The organism is Neisseria sp. HMSC70E02 (genome assembly GCF_001838645.1).
GTDB lineage: Bacteria > Pseudomonadota > Gammaproteobacteria > Burkholderiales > Neisseriaceae > Neisseria > Neisseria macacae.
This window is the reverse complement of record NZ_KV838080.1, coordinates 72,944-88,853: the sequence shown is the minus strand read 5'-3', so window position 1 is coordinate 88,853 and position 15,910 is coordinate 72,944. Positions and strand designations below refer to the sequence as shown.

Sequence of the window (15,910 nt, the reverse complement as noted above, 5' to 3'; positions counted from 1 at the left end):
AGGTCGTCTGAAAATCCGTTTTCAGACGACCTTTGCTTATGGGAATGTCTTACATCACATCCAACACATCAATGCCCAGCAAATCCAAGCCTTGTTTCAGCGTGTCGCCGGTGAGTTTCGCCAGTTGCAGGCGGCTGTTGCGGGTTACGCCTTCGGCTTTGAGTATCGGGCAGGCTTCGTAGAAGCGGCTGAACAGGGTGGCGGTTTGGTAGAGGTAGGCGGCGAGGTAGTGCGGATACGCCGTGTCCGCCACGCTTTGCAGCACGTCTTCGAATTTCAGAAGCTCGGCGGCAAGCTGTTTTTCCAGCGGTTCGGTCAAAACGGTGGGCGCAGTTGCGTCCCATTCGCCGGCTTTGCGGAACACGCTTTGCACGCGGGTGTAGGCGTATTGCAGGTAGGGGGCGGTGTTGCCTTCAAACGAGAGCATGGCGTCCCAGTCGAACACATAATCGCTGGTGCGGTTTTTGCTCAAATCGGCGTATTTAACCGCGCCGATGCCGACGGTTTTGCCGATTTTAGCGGCTTCGTCCGCGCCCAATTCGGGATTTTTTTCTTTCACCAAAGCAGTGGCGCGTTCGACGGCTTCGGTCAGCAGGTCAACCAATTTTACGGTGTCGCCGCTGCGCGTTTTGAACGGTTTGCCGTCTTTGCCCATCATGGTGCCGAAGCCGATAAACTCGGCTTTTGCATCTTCCGGCAGATAGCCTGCTTTGCGGGAAGTGGTGAAAAGTTGTTCGAAGTGCAGGGCTTGGCGGTGGTCAACGACGTACAGCAGGCGGTCGGCTTTCAGACGACCTATGCGGTAGCGCAGGCACGCCAAATCGGTGGAGGCGTAGAGAAAGCCGCCGCCTTGTTTTTGCACGATAAATGCGGCAGGTTCGCCTTCTTTGTTTTTAAACTCATCCAAGAACACGACTTTCGCGCCGTCGTCTTCGACCGCCAGACCTTTTTGAACCAAATCATCGACCACGGGCTGCAAATCGTCGTTGTATTTGGATTCGCCCGCCACGTCTTCAGGGCGCAGCTTCAAGCCCAACGTGTCGTAAACGGCTTGGGCGTGCGAGAGCGAAATATCGACAAACTGTTTCCACAACGCCAACACGGTTTCATCGCCGCCTTGCAGCTTCACAACGTATTCGCGCGCGGTGTCAGCAAATGCGGCATCTTCGTCAAAGCGTACTTTGGCGGCGCGGTAAAACTGCTCCAAATCCGCCAACTCAAACGCGGCATTATCTTTTTGCTGCTCAACCAAATAAGCAACCAACATGCCGAATTGCGTACCCCAGTCGCCGACGTGGTTTTGGCGGATGACGGTGTTGCCCATAAATTCCAATACGCGCGAAATGCTGTCGCCGATGATGCTGGAACGCAGATGACCGACGTGCATTTCCTTCGCAAGATTGGGCGAAGAGTAGTCGATGACGACGGTTTGCGGTTTGTCGGTTTTCGCTACGCCGAAACGCGCGTCGTTCAAGGCCGTCTGAATATTTTGGGCGAGAAATTCGGGGCGCAGGCGCAGGTTGATAAAGCCGGGGCCGGCCACTTCCGCGCTTTCAATCACGGCGTTGCCCACCAATGCTTCGGCCACCTTTTGCGCCAATTCGCGCGGATTTTGTTTGGCTTTTTTCGCCGCGCCCATCACGCCGTTGATTTGGAAATCGCCGTGTTCGGCGTTTTTGGTCGGCTGCAAAACAACGGGGCTGTCGGCGATGCCTGCGGCGGCAAAGGCAGCAGCGGCTTCGCGTTCGACGGTTTGATGTAGGTTCATGAAGTTCGGTCTCTCGGTTAAATTCAAATCAGGCGGTATTTTAAAAGAATTTGGGGTGTTGAAACAGGGCTAAGATGAAAGGTCGTCTGAAAACCTTGGATTTGGGTTTTCAGACGACCTTTTGCGCAGAAAATAGATAGGTTAATGCCAACGGCTGTCGTTTTCACATGGAATACCGTCATGATCGCCGTCCATTTTGGTATTCGGACAAAATTTAACGAAGAATTCTGCCTCACTTAAGGAAGTCATTTGGGAACAATATTGACGACCATCGCATTTGAATTCGTTTTTTGATGTTGAAGAGACAGAGGAGTGATCAGATTTTTGGGTGTCCGTAGATTTATGTTTAGCATTTGTACGACCACGGCTGTTGACCGCATCCAACCACTCTTCGCGTTCGGCTTTTATTTTGGCTGCAACTTCTTCCACCATCGTCTTCGGCGGTGCGGCCGCTGCCGCTTGTGCCTGTTGCTGGTATTTCTGCCAGTAATCCCAGCCGAACCATCCGCCGGCGGCAAGTAGGGCGATGATGGGGATAATCAGCAAGAGTTTGGAAAAGGTTTTTTTATACGGTTCGGGTTCGGTGTCGAAAAAGTCGAATTCATCGACACAGTCAAGGGAGAAGCAGATATTTTCGGCTTCGTCGCGTCCGCGTCTGCCTTTGACGATGTCGAATGAGACGCGTTGGCCTTCGGCAGGCGGACGTGTCAGTGTGGTAAAGGCGGAAAGCGGGGCGAATACTTCTGTACCCATGCTTTCTTCGCGGATGGCTCCAAATTGGCGGTTGTCATTCCAGCGTGTAATCGTACCGTAATAGCGCATAGTTTTATGTAATTTGAATAGTTGTTGTTTGGGTTGTATTTTAAACGAAATCTGTAAAGGAACAAGGGGAGCGGTTGATATTTAAATGTAAATTCTATGACATCGGGAATGGTAGGTTTCAGACGACCCCTGTCAGGCCGGCATGATTCGATAGGGAGAGTGATGTTTTAAACAAAAAAGGAAACATATCGTTTCCCTTTTCTGTTATTCAATAACGTAACCTTCTTTGTCCCAATTTGTCTTTTTCACTATTTGGTCGTTGGCGTAAACCGTTTCGGACTTTTTGGCTCCGTCGTCATACCATTCCAAGACAACGCCGTTACGTTTGCCGTTGGTAATGGTAATTTCAGAAAGGGCGCGGCCGTTTTCGTCCCAACTCATGATTTCGGTCGGTTTGTCGTTGACCATGGTCATTTCGGTTTTCGGGCTGCCGTTGGGATACCATTGCTTCCAGTAGCCGTTTGCCTTGTCGTGTTTGAACTGGATTTCGCTTTCTTTCGTGCCGTTGCGGTAATAGCGTGAGCCGACGCCTTCGCTCAAGCCGTTCAGATAGGGCATGACCGCCGATTTTTTACCGTTGGGATACCAGTTGGTCCATTCGCCGTTCGGCTTGCCGTTGCGGTAGCTGCCGATCATTTTCTTTTGCCCGTTGAAATGCCAGAGTGTCAAAGTGCCGTTGTTGAGGACGGGAACGAAGGTTTTGATCTGCGCCGCCGGTATTTCATACGGGTCGGAATATTTTTTCATGGACGGATAGTAAAAGTCCTGCACTTGCGCTACGCCGGATTCGACGGTGTATTGGCGGACGTAAGCTACCGATGACATTGTGGCGGTAATTTTACCGTTTTGATTGAAATAAACGGAGTGGGTTTGTGCCGAAGCTTGAAGCGACGCGCCAAGCAGGATGCAGGCGGTCAGGCTGTTTGTCCAAAAGTGGTTCATTGTCTGATTGTTCCGATGTGGCGGAGATGTAAATAATAGGTATTTAGTTGAGTCGTCAAGTCGATTATATTTGAATAAAGCATATTCCGGCTGTTATTCGTCATTATAATCCATCAGGTCATGCAGGTTAAATATAATATTTTTATGAATGCTTATTTAAATACAGACAATAAATATAAGAAATGGTTCCGATTGGAATATTGATTTTGTGTGTAGGGAGGTCGTCTGAAAACAGATTAAATGGATATGTTCAACGTTAATAATAATGGTTTGGGGCGAGTGCAATCATGAAAATACGGCCGAAAACCTATATGCAGAAGATTTTCGGCCGTATCAAAATCAGCAAGGGATTATTCCAATCCCAACAATTGCTCGCGGGTCAGCAAGAATACGAATCCGTCGCCGCCGCTGGTTTCCAGCCAAGTGAACGGCAGTTCGGGATAGGCGGCTTCCAATACGTCGCGGTTGTGTCCGATTTCGACCAGCAATACGCCTTTGGGATTGAGGTATTTGGCTGCGTGCAGCAGGATTTGGCGGGTGGCGTCCAAACCGTCTTCGCCGCTGCCCAAGGCGAGTTCGGGTTCGTGCAGGTATTCGTCGGGCAGCATATCGACCGATTCGGCATCGACATAAGGTGGGTTGGAAACAATCAGGTCGTATGTGCCTTCCAATCCTTCGAACAAATCGGTGTGAATCAGGTTGATACGCTCTTCCAAACCATAATCTTCAACATTGATGGCGGCTACTTCCAGCGCATCCAAACTCAAATCGACGGCGTCAATTTCAGCGGCGGGGTAGTGGTGTGCCATTTGGATGGCGAGGCAGCCGCTGCCGGTACACAAGTCCAGTGCGCGGTGAACCAATTCGGGGTGTTCTATCCATGGGGTAAGGCTGTCACCGAGCAGTTCGTAAATAAACGAGCGCGGTACGATAACGCGTTCGTCAACATAAAAATCGAAATCGCCTTGCCATGCCTGATGGGTGAGGTAGGCAGCGGGGATGTGTTCGACTGCGCGGCGTTCCAGCACTGCCAATACTTCTTCTTTCTCGCTTTGCAGCAGCTTGGCGTCAAGATAAGGCTCCAACGTGTCCAGCGGTAGGTTGAGGGTGTGCAAGATGAGGTAGGCGGCTTCGTCGTGCGCGTTGTCCGAGCCATGCCCGAAAAACAAACCGGCATCGTTGAAACGGCTGACGGCGAAACGCAGGATGTCGCGGACGGTGGTCAATTCTTGGGCTGCTTGGGTAAACATATCGCACTCTCAAATAATGTAAATTAATGTTTGCATTATAACAGCAAGGTCGTCTGAAAACGGTGTTTACTTGAATATAACGTTTTCAGACGACCTCGATAAGCATGGTTCAATCTCAATCTACACCGCAGGCGCGGTTTTCATGGAATTGCGCCTGCCAATCGGCAAATTTTCCTTGCTCGATGGCTTCGCGCATTTCTGCCATGATGACTTGGTAGAAATGCAGGTTGTGGATGGTGTTCAACTGCGCACCCAAGATTTCGCCGACGCGGTGCAGATGGTGCAGGTAGGCGCGGCTGAAGTTTTGGCAGGTGTAGCAGGTGCAGCTTTCGTCTATCGGGCGTTTGTCGAGCTTGTGTTTGGCGTTTTTGATTTTCAAATCTCCGAAACGGGTGAACAGCCAGCCGTTGCGCGCATTGCGGGTGGGCATGACGCAGTCGAACATGTCCACGCCGTGCGCCACGCCGTAAACGAGGTCTTCGGGTGTGCCGACGCCCATCAGGTAATGCGGTTTGTGTTCGGGCAGCATCGGTCCGACGGCGCGCAGCATGCGGTACATTTCGGGCTTGGGTTCGCCGACGGACAGTCCGCCGATGGCAAGGCCGGGAAAGTCGAATTGTTCCAAGCCGCGCAGCGATTCTTCGCGCAAATCTTCATACATCGCGCCTTGCACGATGCCGAACAGGGCATTCGGGTTCTTCAAATCTTCAAAGGCTTTTTTGCTGCGTTCTGCCCAACGCAGGCTCATTTGCAGGGATTTTTGCGCCTGTTCGTGCGTTGCTTCGCCCGGTGTGCATTCGTCCAATTGCATCACGATGTCGGAATTGAGCACGGTTTGGATTTTCATGGAGATTTCGGGCGAGAGGAAGAGTCTGTCGCCGTTGATCGGGCTTTGGAAGGTGCAGCCTTCTTCAGTGAGTTTGCGCATATCGGAGAGTGAGAAAACCTGAAAACCGCCCGAGTCGGTCAAAATGGGTTTGTCCCAGCCGATAAAGTCGTGCAGGCCGCCGAATTGTTCGATGACTTCCAAACCGGGACGCAGCCATAAATGGTAAGTGTTGCCCAAAATAATTTGTGCCTTGATGTCGTGCAGGTTTTGTGGATTCATTGCCTTAACCGAGCCGTAAGTGCCAACCGGCATAAATACGGGCGTTTCGATTTTGCCGTGGTTCAGTTCCAGCATGCCGCGTCGGGCATGACCGTCTTTTTTATGTAAGGTAAATTTGAGCATAGGTTGTATCTATAAATGTAGAAAACGGCGTGCGAAGCCGCCGTGCAGTCAAACGATTGAGGTAAAAACGCGATTATAAAGGATTTTCATCGCAATAGCGGTGTTTGAATATTTCAGACGACCTTATTCGTATCGAGATGTTCACTGTTGAAAATGTTTCAAAAAAATCACAATGTTCCGACAATGTCGTCTGAAACCTTGTTTTCATGCTTGCCATTGCGTCAAAGTATCGTCTATAATCCGAACCCTGTTAAACAGGCACGTAGCTCAGTTGGTTAGAGCACCACCTTGACATGGTGGGGGTCGTTGGTTCGAATCCAATCGTGCCTACCAAATTTCCCAAACGGCATTTATGCCGTTATTTTTTAATGTTTTGGAGCTTTTTTGATGTTGAACATTACCTTGCCGGACGGCTCAGTCCGCCAATACGAATCGCCCGTTACCGTGGCACAGATTGCCGCGTCTATCGGAGCAGGTTTGGCGAAGGCGACGGTGGCGGGTAAGGTAAACGGCAAATTGGTCGATGCGTGCGATCCGATTACCGAAGATTCAACTGTCCAAATTATTACCCCGAAAGACCAAGAAGGCGTTGAAATCATCCGCCACTCTTGCGCCCACCTTGTCGGTCACGCAGTCAAGCAGCTCTATCCTAATGCAAAAATGGTTATCGGCCCCGTCATTGAAGAGGGCTTTTATTACGATATTGCTACGGAAAAACCGTTTACGCCTGAAGATGTTGCTGCTATCGAAGCGCGTATGAAAGAATTGATTGCACAAGATTATGATGTAATCAAAATCATGACTCCGCGCGCCGAAACCATCAAAATTTTCCAAAATCGCGGCGAAGAATACAAGCTGCGCCTGATTGAAGATATGCCCGAAGTTGAAGCAATGGGTATGTATCATCATCAGGAATATGTCGATATGTGTCGTGGTCCGCACGTTCCGAACACCCGCTTCTTGAAAAACTTCAAGCTGACCAAGCTGGCAGGTGCATACTGGCGTGGCGACAGCAATAATGAAATGCTGCAACGTATTTATGGCACCGCTTGGGCGACAAAAGACGAATTAAAAGCCTATATTCAACGCATCGAAGAAGCAGAAAAACGCGACCACCGCAAATTGGGCAAACAACTGGATTTGTTCCATCTGCAAGACGAAGCGCCGGGTATGGTGTTTTGGCATCCCAAAGGTTGGGCTTTGTGGCAGACCATCGAGCAGCATATGCGTAAAGAGCTGAATGCCGCCGGTTACAAGGAAGTCAAAACCCCCCAAATCATGGATAAAACCTTTTGGGAAAAATCCGGTCACTGGGATAACTACAAAGACAATATGTTCGTAACCAGTTCGGAAAAGCGCGAATACGCGGTTAAACCGATGAACTGCCCGGGACATGTTCAGATTTTCAATAACGGTCTGCGCTCGTACCGCGATTTGCCAATGCGTTTAGCAGAATTTGGTTCTTGCCATCGCAACGAGCCGAGCGGTGCATTACATGGACTGATGCGTGTCCGCGGTTTTGTACAAGACGATGCGCATATTTTCTGTACCGAAGATCAAATCGTCAGCGAAGCGCGGGCATTCAATGAATTGCTGGTTCGTATTTACAAGCAATTCGGTTTCCATGATGTGTCCGTCAAACTTTCACTGCGTCCTGAGAAGCGTGCCGGTTCAGACGACGTCTGGGATAAGGCAGAACAAGGTCTGCGCGAAGCATTGACTGCTTGCGGTGTGGAATGGGATGAGTTGCCGGGTGAAGGTGCGTTCTACGGACCTAAAATCGAATATCATGTCAAAGATGCATTGGGACGTTCTTGGCAGTGTGGTACGCTGCAACTGGACTTTGTATTGCCGGAACGCTTAGATGCAGAATATGTAACCGAAAACAATGATCGCGCCCGTCCGGTAATGTTGCATCGCGCCATTTTGGGTTCTTTGGAACGATTTATCGGTATTTTGATTGAAAACCATGCAGGTTCTTTCCCGCTATGGTTGGCGCCGATTCAAATGGTGATTATGAATATCACCGAAAATCAAGCAGATTACTGCCGTGAAGTGGCTGCCAAATTGCAGGCTGCTGGCTTCCGTGTAGAGCTGGATTTGCGTAACGAAAAAATCGGTTACAAAATCCGTGATAACAGCCAATACCGCTTCCCTTATCAAATCGTTGTCGGCGATAAAGAGAAGCAAGAAAACAAAGTGGCCGTGCGCCGCAAAGCAGAAGACTTGGGTTCTTTGGATTTGGATGATTTCATTGCACAACTGCAGCAAGAAATCGCGGACGCCCTCGTCAACCATTAATTTTTATAGGAGTATTCATCATCGCTCAAGAACGCGAAGCACGAATCAATGGCGAAATTACCGCCAAAGAAGTGCGTTTAATCAGTGAGTCAGGCGAACAGCTTGGTGTTGTGTCGGTTCGTGAAGCTTTGGCTATGGCCGAAGAGCAGGATGTGGATTTGGTAGAGATTTCCCCTACTGCCAAACCACCCGTATGCAAACTGATGGATTACGGTAAATATAAATACCAACAAGCCAAGAAACGCGACGAAGCTAAGAAAAACCAGAAGCAGGTACAAATTAAGGAAATCAAATTCCGTCCGGGTACCGATGAAGGCGATTATCAAATCAAAATGCGCAACATCAACCGCTTCTTGGCTGACGGCGATAAAGTCAAAGTAACGCTTCGTTTCCGCGGACGTGAAATGGCTCACCAGCAACTCGGTGCGCAACTTTTAGAGCGCGTGAAAGAGGATTTGGCGGAAGTAGCTCAAATCGAATCCTTCCCTAAAATGGAAGGCCGTCAAATGGTGATGATGATTGCACCGAAGAAAAAATAAAGCTATAATTCTCAGCTTACTCCGATTGCCGCTTCGGGGTAAGCTTTTGATTGGCGGCAAAAACCGTGGCATTTTGGGCTCAAGTGTTTGAAACCAATGTTTTAAAACCCCCTGATGCCTTATCTAAATAACGAATGGAGTTTTCCCATGCCTAAAATGAAAACCAAGTCTAGCGCGAAAAAACGCTTCAAAGTACTGGGTAACGGCGGTGTAAAACGCGCTCATGCGTTCAAACGCCACATCTTGACTAAAAAGACCACTAAAAACAAACGCCAACTGCGTGGTACCTCTATGGTAAACGATCGCGATTTGGCTTCTGTTGCTAAAATGTTACCCTACGCTTAAGGAGTTTAGAATATGCCACGCGTAAAACGCGGTGTAACCGCTCGTGCCCGTCACCAAAAAATCTTCGCGTTAGCCAAAGGTTACCGCGGTCGTCGTAAAAACGTATACCGCGTTGCCAAGCAAGCGGTAATGAAAGCCGGTCAATACGCATACCGTGACCGTCGTCAACGCAAACGCCAATTCCGTCAATTGTGGATTGTCCGTATCAATGCAGGTGCCCGTGAAAATGGTCTGTCTTACAGCAAATTTATGAACGGTCTGAAACGCGCCTCTATCGAAATCGACCGCAAAGTATTGGCTGATCTGGCTGTATTCGATAAAGCCGCTTTTGCACAATTGGTTGAGAAAGCCAAAGCTGCTTTGGCTGCTTAATCCAAAAAATTTAAAAAGGAAGCTACGGCTTCCTTTTTTCTTTGTTTGAAGAAAGTCTATGTGATTGATTTTCTTTCTTTAAAGTCTATTTTTTTGAATTGATTTGCGCTAAAATACGCCGATTCTATCAAACGGATTGGCCGTAAACGATAAAAGGTCGTCTGAAAAGTTTGGCAACACCAAACCATACAGGCGGCCTCATTGTTTCAGACGGCCCATCATCAACCGACAGACGATAAACCACTATGGAAAATGTAAACCGTATCGTTGCAGAAGGTATTGCCGCAGTAGAAGCCGCGCAAGACTTCAACGCTCTAGAACAAATCAAAGCCCGTTATCTTGGTAAAACCGGCGAGTTGACCGGACTTCTGAAAACCTTAGGTCAAATGTCGCCTGAAGAGCGCAAAACCATAGGTGCGCATATTAATGAATGCAAAAATCAGTTTCAGACGGCCTTTAACAATAAACGTGATGCCCTCAACGAAGCCAAACTGCAAGCCCAGCTTGCCGCCGAAGCACTCGATATTACCCTGCCCGGACGCGCGCAGGAAAATGGCGGTCTGCATCCCGTAACCCTGACTTTGCAGCGCGTGGTCGAACTCTTTCACGGTATGGGCTTTGAAGTGGCAGACGGCCCGGAAATCGAAGATGATTTCCACAACTTCCAAGCCCTGAACATCCCCGCAAACCACCCGGCGCGCGCCATGCAGGATACGTTCTACGTTGAAAACGGCGATGTTTTGCGCACGCACACTTCCCCGATTCAAATCCGCTACATGCTCGACAAAAAAGAACCACCCATCCGCATTATCGCACCCGGCCGCGTTTACCGCGTGGACAGCGATGCTACGCACTCGCCTATGTTCCATCAAGCTGAAGGTTTGTGGGTAGAAGAGGGCGTAACCTTCGCCGATTTGAAAGCCGTGTTCACCGATTTTATCCGCCGCTTTTTCGAGCGCGATGATTTGCAGGTACGTTTCCGTCCGTCTTTCTTCCCGTTCACCGAACCGTCCGCTGAAATCGACATCATGGGCGAAAACGGCAAATGGCTGGAAGTCGGCGGTTGCGGCATGGTGCATCCCAACGTGTTGAAAAACGTGAATATCGATCCCGAGAAATACACCGGTTTCGCCTTCGGCATCGGTCTCGACCGTTTCGCCATGTTGCGTTACAACGTGAATGATTTGCGACTGTTTTTTGATAACGATTTGAACTTTTTGAAGCAGTTTGGCTAAGCGATTTTAACTTCATTGCATCTGCTATTTCAGGCGGTTTGAACCTAAAAAGTAGCCTTACTTGCCTTTCAAATAGCTTGAAAATGTCGGATTTGTTAATCTAGGCTACAAGCCTAAACCTGATTTTCCAGCAATTGTTTATTTTCCTATTGTAAAAACAAGGATGCCGAAATTATGGATACTCTGATTATCAACGCACACCCTGACCCGTATTCCTCTGCTTCCGCCACCAATCGCATGGTTGCACACCTGTTATCCAAACTGCCCGTAGGTAGTGCACAAACTGTTAATTTGGCAGAGACTGACATACAGCCGCTGGACAAGGCGGTTCTGGAAATGTTTGTCGCAACTGTGTTCCAAGGGCAGCAGCCGAATGCGGAACAGACCGCTTTGCTGGCACGACTGATGTCGGTAGTAAATCAAGTCAAATCCGCCCGCCGACTCGTCATTGCCTATCCGATGTACAACTTCGGCATTCCCGCCCGTTTGAAAGACTGGTTAGATAATTTAGTTGTGCCTGGCGAAACGTTCCGCTACGGAGCGGATGGTACACCGCGAGGGCTGATGAGTGCGCACAAAGTACTACTGTTGCAGGCTAGTGGTAGTGTTTATACTGATGGACCGATGGCGCAAATGGATTTTGCCTCGAGCTATCTGAAAACGCTGCTTGGCGGCTTTTTAGGTTTTGCTTCAGTGGACACTATCTATGCCGAAGGCACGGCGGGTAACTGGGATGTAGCGGTTCAACGCGCCTGTGCAGAAATTGATGCTGTATTCGGTAGTTTTACGGCCTAGTTGCTCAAACTGGTTAGTTATATCCACGCGGATTACAAGTAGCCTAGCAATACTGGGCTTACTAAACCAATATAGAAAAACGTTATGGAACAGCATATTAACTACATCACGCTCGGCGTAGGCGACCTTGCTATTTCCCGCCGTTTTTACCAAGACATATTCGGTTGGCAGGAAACGGTGGACAGTAATGAAAACATTGCGTTTTTTGAAACAGGAAGCGCGCTGCGGTTTGCTCTGTTTGGTAAGGAAGCCTTAGCGCAAGACGCGCAGGTGTTAGTGCAAGGTAGCGGTTTTCCATGTTTTACGTTGGCGCATAATGTCGGCAGCGAAGCTGAAGTGGATGCATTGTTTTCTGAGCTCGCCTCAAAAAATGTGAATATCGTCAAAGCCCCGCAGAAAGTATTTTGGGGCGGATACAGCGGCTATATCGCCGACCCCGATGGCTTTTTATGGGAAATTGCCTTTAATCCGTTTTTGCAGAAATTACGCTGAAATAGCACGATAAAGGTTACTTGAAAACGGCAGCTTCAGCGAAGTAAAAATCAAATTTGCTTACCCGAAAGCCGAGGCATGAAACGCTATATCGCTCCATCCGCCTGCTATGCACTTGCTGTTGCGCTGTGGTTGCTGTCCATCTATTGCGAAAACCGCTCTTTGTCGTTGGCCGATTTGAAAAACCTGACCGGCGACGATGTGGAAGGTGCAATAAGGTGGTCGAATTACGGATTTACCGCATTTACCGTATCCTGTTTTACCACCGCGATCGGTAGTTGGTTGATGTCGTGGTTTAAAAGCTGGGAGCGTGTGGCGTTTACAGTGAGTGTCACCTTAGGCTATACCTTGCTGGCGTGGTTCGTAACAATCTTATTGATTTGATTGCTTAAGGTTTGAAAAGGCTACCTGAAAGCAACCGCCCTAACAAAGTTAAAAAGCAGCCTGCACTCCCAAGCAAACAGGTCGTCTGAAAACAAAATCTGATAAAAAGTTAATTAGTTGATTGAGAACATAACATGCAATTCTCCTACTCATGGCTGAAAACCCAAGCCGATACCGAACTTTCCGCCGATAAGCTGGAACATCTGTTAACCATGTCCGGCTTGGAAGTGGAAGAAGCCGAGACTGCCGCGCCTGCGTTTACGGGTGTGGTGATTGCCGAAGTGAAATCTGTTGAAAAACATCCTGATGCCGACCGTTTGAACGTTACCCAAGTCGATGCGGGTACGGGTGAATTGGTGCAGATTGTGTGCGGTGCGCCGAATGTAAAAGCGGGCATCAAAGTGCCATGTTCGCTGCCGGGTGCGGTGTTGCCGGGCAATTTCAAAATCAAGCCGACCAAGATGCGCGGCGTGGTGTCGAACGGCATGTTGTGTTCTACCGACGAACTTGGTCTGCCTGACGACGGCGTGAACGGCCTGCACATTTTGCCGCAAGACGCGCCCGTCGGTGCAAACATCCGCGAATATCTGGATTTGGACGATACGGTGTTCACGCTGAAAATCACGCCGAACCGTGCCGACTGCCTGAGCATCAAAGGCATCGCGCGCGAAGTGTCCGCATTGACGGGTTGCGCGTTCAAGCAGCCTGCAATCCATGCTGCGCCAATCACGGGCAGCCGCAAACAGCCCGTGCAGATTGATGCGCCTGCCGATTGCGGCCGCTTTATCAGCCGCGTGATTGAAAACGTGAACGCGCGCGCCGCTACGCCGGATTGGATGAAGCAGCGTTTGGATCGCAGCGGTATCCGCAGTATTTCCGCGCTGGTGGACATTGGCAATTATGTGATGCTGGAAATCGGTCAGCCGATGCATGTTTTCGATGCCGACAAACTTTCAGGCAGCCTGTACATCCGCCGCGCGCGCGAAGGTGAAAAGCTGGAATGCCTGAACGAGAAAACCATCTCTCTGTCTGAAAACACGCTGGTAGTGGCCGACGAAAAAGGCGCGTTGAGCTTGGCAGGCCTGATGGGCGGCGCGGCGAGCGCGGTTTCAGACGACACGCAAAATATCGTGTTGGAAGCGGCTTGGTTTGCGCCTGAAATCATCGCCGGAAAATCGCGCCAATACGGTTTTGGCTCGGATTCGTCGTTCCGCTTTGAGCGCGGCGTGGATTACCGTTTGCAGGCTGATGCTATCGAACGCGCTACCGAATTGGTTTTGCAAATCTGCGGCGGTGCGGCGGGCGAAATGGTGGAAGCGTTGGGCAGGTTACCTGAGAACAAACAGGTCGAATTGCGTTTGGGTCGTCTGAAAACCGTGTTGGGCGTGGACATTCCCGCCGAACAGGTGGAAACCATTTTGCAGAACTTGGGCCTGCAACCTGAAAAAACGGTGGAAGGCTTCCGCGTTACCGCACCGAGCTTCCGTTTCGACATCGAAATCGAAGCCGATTTGATTGAAGAAATCGGCCGCGTTTACGGCTATGAAAATATTCCCGACGATTACACGTCAGGCCGTCTGAAAATGCTGGCGTTGCCCGAAACCCGCCGTCCGCGTTTTGACGTTTATAACGAAATGGCGGCGCGCGGCTACCGCGAAGTGGTCAGCTACGCCTTCGTTGACGAGCAGTGGGAACTCGATTTTGCCGCCAACGCCAATCCCATCCGCCTGCAAAACCCGCTGGCGGCGCAGTATGCCGTGATGCGTTCCACGCTCATCGGCGGCTTGGTGGAAATTTTGCAGAACAATCTGAACCGCAAGCAAAACCGCGTGCGTGTGTTTGAAATCGCTCGCGTGTTCAGCAAAGGTTCAGATGGCCGGTTTGTACAAAACGAACGCATCGGCGGCCTGTGGTACGGCGCGGCAATGCCCGAACAATGGGGAGAGAAAACGCGCAACGCGGATTTTTACGACATCAAGGCCGATGTGGAAAATCTGTTGAAAAACAAAGCAGTTGAGTTTGTCAAAACCGAACATCCCGCCCTGCATCCAGGACGCGCCGCCAATATTGTTTCAGACGGCCAAGTCATCGGCTTTGTCGGCGAATTGCATCCGAAATGGCTGCAAAAATACGACTTGCCGCAAGCACCGCTGGTATTTGAAATCGATATGGCCGCCGTGTTGGAACGCGAAAAAACGCGTTATCAGGCAGTATCGAAATTTCAGCCGGTGCGCAGGGATTTGGCGTTTGTGATGCCTGAAACCATGACTCATGATGATTTGTTGGCCGCCTTGAACGGCGCAGCAAACAAGTTGGTACAGGAAATCAGCGTATTTGACGTGTATCGCGGTACGGGCCTGCCTGAAGGGATGAAGAGCATGGCGGTCAAAGTAATTTTGCAGGATATGGAAAACACGCTGACGGATGAAACAGTCGAGCCGGTTATCGGAAAACTGATTGATGCGGCAACTGCTGCGGGAGCGCAACTTCGCAGCTAAAAAATAAATATTCGCTTGAATTTTAAATAGAAATTGGTAATAATCTGCACCTGTTACAACAGAAGGTAATAATATGACATTAACTAAAGCCGAATTGGCCGATATTTTGGTAGATAAAGTCAGCAATGTAACCAAAAACGATGCCAAAGAAATCGTCGAACTCTTTTTTGAAGAAATCCGCAGCACTTTGGCACGCGGCGAAGAAATCAAAATTTCCGGTTTCGGTAATTTTCAGTTGCGCGACAAACCGCAGCGTCCCGGCCGTAATCCGAAAACTGGCGAAGAAGTACCGATTACCGCCCGCCGCGTAGTCACTTTCCATGCCAGCCAAAAACTCAAAGGCATGGTGGAGCATTACTATGACAAACAACGCTAATCCCGTTATTCCTGCAAAACGTTATTTCTCGCTGGACGAAATGTGCGAATTGGTGCAAATCAGCCCGTCACAATTTGCCCAGTGGCAACATGAGAACGGTATCGTTGTCGGTTACGGCGGCGATCGTTACACCCGTTCCGATGTGGTGAAACTGCTGAAGCTGAAAGATACCTTTGCGCCTTATGTCGACCGCTTCAGCCGTGATTCTTTGGATGCAAACGGTCATCCTGCTGCAAAGGCAGAAGAGGTTAGGGATAGCCTGAATCAAATTTTGGCAGATTTGGAAGCGCATTCATAATCGCCATTTCGTATTTCTGCGAAAAATAAAAAACCGACCTTTGAGAGGTCGGTTTTTTATTGATGATGAAAAGATTAACAATACATTTTTATGCCAATTTGTCAGCCGAAGAAGGCGCAAGTGATACAAAGCCGGTCGCAGCTTCAGGAAATTGTTTTTCCAGGGTTTATATCCGATATATCATCTTCCGTTTCTTTTGTTGCATGAACAATCTAACAGGACGACTGCCATTAGTAAAAAGGTCGTCTGAAAACTTTCAGAC

At 49.5% G+C, this 15,910-nt stretch carries 16 protein-coding genes and 1 tRNA gene; 12 read left to right on the top strand and 5 right to left on the bottom strand.

Annotated elements, in window-relative coordinates; all coding sequences use genetic code 11:
* Positions 1 to 49 precede the first annotated feature (49 nt).
* The 5 genes from argS to tgt all read right to left on the bottom strand — a co-directional run bounded on the left by argS (position 50) and on the right by tgt (position 6,013).
* Positions 50 to 1,768 (bottom strand): arginine--tRNA ligase, encoded by a 1,719-nt coding sequence (gene argS, locus HMPREF3277_RS04370; protein WP_070870138.1) that lies wholly within the window; start codon positions 1,766 to 1,768, stop codon positions 50 to 52.
* A gap of 141 nt (positions 1,769 to 1,909) precedes the next feature.
* Positions 1,910 to 2,590: an excalibur calcium-binding domain-containing protein gene (locus HMPREF3277_RS04365; RefSeq protein WP_003757775.1), complete on the bottom strand. Its 681-nt coding sequence runs from the start codon at positions 2,588 to 2,590 to the stop codon at positions 1,910 to 1,912.
* Between the two features lie 204 nt (positions 2,591 to 2,794).
* Complete coding sequence (locus HMPREF3277_RS04360; protein ID WP_003757777.1) at positions 2,795 to 3,532, bottom strand: toxin-antitoxin system YwqK family antitoxin; 738 nt, start codon at positions 3,530 to 3,532, stop codon at positions 2,795 to 2,797.
* Between the two features lie 350 nt (positions 3,533 to 3,882).
* A complete protein-coding gene (gene prmB / locus HMPREF3277_RS04355; protein WP_070870137.1) occupies positions 3,883 to 4,782 on the bottom strand; it encodes a 50S ribosomal protein L3 N(5)-glutamine methyltransferase in 900 nt (299 codons plus the stop codon).
* 115 nt (positions 4,783 to 4,897) lie between these two features.
* Positions 4,898 to 6,013: a tRNA guanosine(34) transglycosylase Tgt gene (tgt, locus tag HMPREF3277_RS04350; protein ID WP_070870136.1), complete on the bottom strand. Its 1,116-nt coding sequence runs from the start codon at positions 6,011 to 6,013 to the stop codon at positions 4,898 to 4,900.
* A gap of 256 nt (positions 6,014 to 6,269) precedes the next feature.
* Here tgt and HMPREF3277_RS04345 point away from each other — a divergent pair.
* The 12 genes from HMPREF3277_RS04345 to HMPREF3277_RS04290 all read left to right on the top strand — a co-directional run bounded on the left by HMPREF3277_RS04345 (position 6,270) and on the right by HMPREF3277_RS04290 (position 15,648).
* Positions 6,270 to 6,346: transfer RNA gene (locus HMPREF3277_RS04345), tRNA-Val, on the top strand.
* Between the two features lie 54 nt (positions 6,347 to 6,400).
* A complete protein-coding gene (thrS, locus tag HMPREF3277_RS04340; RefSeq protein ID WP_070870135.1) occupies positions 6,401 to 8,314 on the top strand; it encodes a threonine--tRNA ligase in 1,914 nt (637 codons plus the stop codon).
* Between the two features lie 17 nt (positions 8,315 to 8,331).
* Positions 8,332 to 8,853, top strand: coding sequence for a translation initiation factor IF-3 (infC, locus tag HMPREF3277_RS04335; protein WP_074895063.1), 522 nt, complete (start codon positions 8,332 to 8,334; stop codon positions 8,851 to 8,853).
* Between the two features lie 147 nt (positions 8,854 to 9,000).
* Positions 9,001 to 9,198 (top strand): 50S ribosomal protein L35, encoded by a 198-nt coding sequence (gene rpmI, locus HMPREF3277_RS04330; protein ID WP_002232040.1) that lies wholly within the window; start codon positions 9,001 to 9,003, stop codon positions 9,196 to 9,198.
* A gap of 12 nt (positions 9,199 to 9,210) precedes the next feature.
* Positions 9,211 to 9,570: a 50S ribosomal protein L20 gene (gene rplT, locus HMPREF3277_RS04325; RefSeq protein ID WP_002214103.1), complete on the top strand. Its 360-nt coding sequence runs from the start codon at positions 9,211 to 9,213 to the stop codon at positions 9,568 to 9,570.
* A gap of 245 nt (positions 9,571 to 9,815) precedes the next feature.
* Positions 9,816 to 10,805, top strand: a complete 990-nt coding sequence (gene pheS / locus HMPREF3277_RS04320; protein ID WP_070870134.1) for a phenylalanine--tRNA ligase subunit alpha — start codon at positions 9,816 to 9,818, stop codon at positions 10,803 to 10,805.
* A 174-nt stretch (positions 10,806 to 10,979) separates the two neighbouring features.
* Positions 10,980 to 11,600: an FMN-dependent NADH-azoreductase gene (locus HMPREF3277_RS04315; protein ID WP_070870133.1), complete on the top strand. Its 621-nt coding sequence runs from the start codon at positions 10,980 to 10,982 to the stop codon at positions 11,598 to 11,600.
* 84 nt (positions 11,601 to 11,684) lie between these two features.
* Complete coding sequence (locus HMPREF3277_RS04310) at positions 11,685 to 12,092, top strand: VOC family protein (RefSeq protein ID WP_019270262.1); 408 nt, start codon at positions 11,685 to 11,687, stop codon at positions 12,090 to 12,092.
* A 78-nt stretch (positions 12,093 to 12,170) separates the two neighbouring features.
* On the top strand, positions 12,171 to 12,476 hold the full coding sequence (locus HMPREF3277_RS04305; RefSeq protein ID WP_070870132.1) for a hypothetical protein: 306 nt from the start codon (positions 12,171 to 12,173) through the stop codon (positions 12,474 to 12,476).
* 134 nt (positions 12,477 to 12,610) lie between these two features.
* Positions 12,611 to 14,974, top strand: coding sequence for a phenylalanine--tRNA ligase subunit beta (gene pheT, locus HMPREF3277_RS04300; protein ID WP_070870131.1), 2,364 nt, complete (start codon positions 12,611 to 12,613; stop codon positions 14,972 to 14,974).
* A 73-nt stretch (positions 14,975 to 15,047) separates the two neighbouring features.
* Entirely contained in the window at positions 15,048 to 15,350 is a 303-nt protein-coding gene (locus HMPREF3277_RS04295) for an integration host factor subunit alpha (protein ID WP_003675494.1), read from the top strand.
* The gene (locus tag HMPREF3277_RS04290; protein WP_003757803.1) at positions 15,334 to 15,648 is read left to right on the top strand and encodes a hypothetical protein; all 315 of its coding nucleotides are present in this window, start codon (positions 15,334 to 15,336) and stop codon (positions 15,646 to 15,648) included. Before HMPREF3277_RS04295 ends, HMPREF3277_RS04290 begins: the two co-directional genes overlap by 17 nt.
* Positions 15,649 to 15,910 lie beyond the last annotated feature (262 nt).

Coding starts and splice junctions, on each gene's coding strand:
- HMPREF3277_RS04315 (WP_070870133.1), top strand. CDS start 10,980: ATGGATACTCTGATTATCAACGCACACCCTGACCCGTATTCCTCTGCT.
- HMPREF3277_RS04305 (WP_070870132.1), top strand. CDS start 12,171: ATGAAACGCTATATCGCTCCATCCGCCTGCTATGCACTTGCTGTTGCG.
- prmB (WP_070870137.1), bottom strand. CDS start 4,782: ATGTTTACCCAAGCAGCCCAAGAATTGACCACCGTCCGCGACATCCTG.
- thrS (WP_070870135.1), top strand. CDS start 6,401: ATGTTGAACATTACCTTGCCGGACGGCTCAGTCCGCCAATACGAATCG.
- rplT (WP_002214103.1), top strand. CDS start 9,211: ATGCCACGCGTAAAACGCGGTGTAACCGCTCGTGCCCGTCACCAAAAA.
- tgt (WP_070870136.1), bottom strand. CDS start 6,013: ATGCTCAAATTTACCTTACATAAAAAAGACGGTCATGCCCGACGCGGC.
- argS (WP_070870138.1), bottom strand. CDS start 1,768: ATGAACCTACATCAAACCGTCGAACGCGAAGCCGCTGCTGCCTTTGCC.
- HMPREF3277_RS04290 (WP_003757803.1), top strand. CDS start 15,334: ATGACAAACAACGCTAATCCCGTTATTCCTGCAAAACGTTATTTCTCG.
- pheT (WP_070870131.1), top strand. CDS start 12,611: ATGCAATTCTCCTACTCATGGCTGAAAACCCAAGCCGATACCGAACTT.
- HMPREF3277_RS04360 (WP_003757777.1), bottom strand. CDS start 3,532: ATGAACCACTTTTGGACAAACAGCCTGACCGCCTGCATCCTGCTTGGC.
- pheS (WP_070870134.1), top strand. CDS start 9,816: ATGGAAAATGTAAACCGTATCGTTGCAGAAGGTATTGCCGCAGTAGAA.
- HMPREF3277_RS04295 (WP_003675494.1), top strand. CDS start 15,048: ATGACATTAACTAAAGCCGAATTGGCCGATATTTTGGTAGATAAAGTC.
- rpmI (WP_002232040.1), top strand. CDS start 9,001: ATGCCTAAAATGAAAACCAAGTCTAGCGCGAAAAAACGCTTCAAAGTA.
- HMPREF3277_RS04365 (WP_003757775.1), bottom strand. CDS start 2,590: ATGCGCTATTACGGTACGATTACACGCTGGAATGACAACCGCCAATTT.
- HMPREF3277_RS04310 (WP_019270262.1), top strand. CDS start 11,685: ATGGAACAGCATATTAACTACATCACGCTCGGCGTAGGCGACCTTGCT.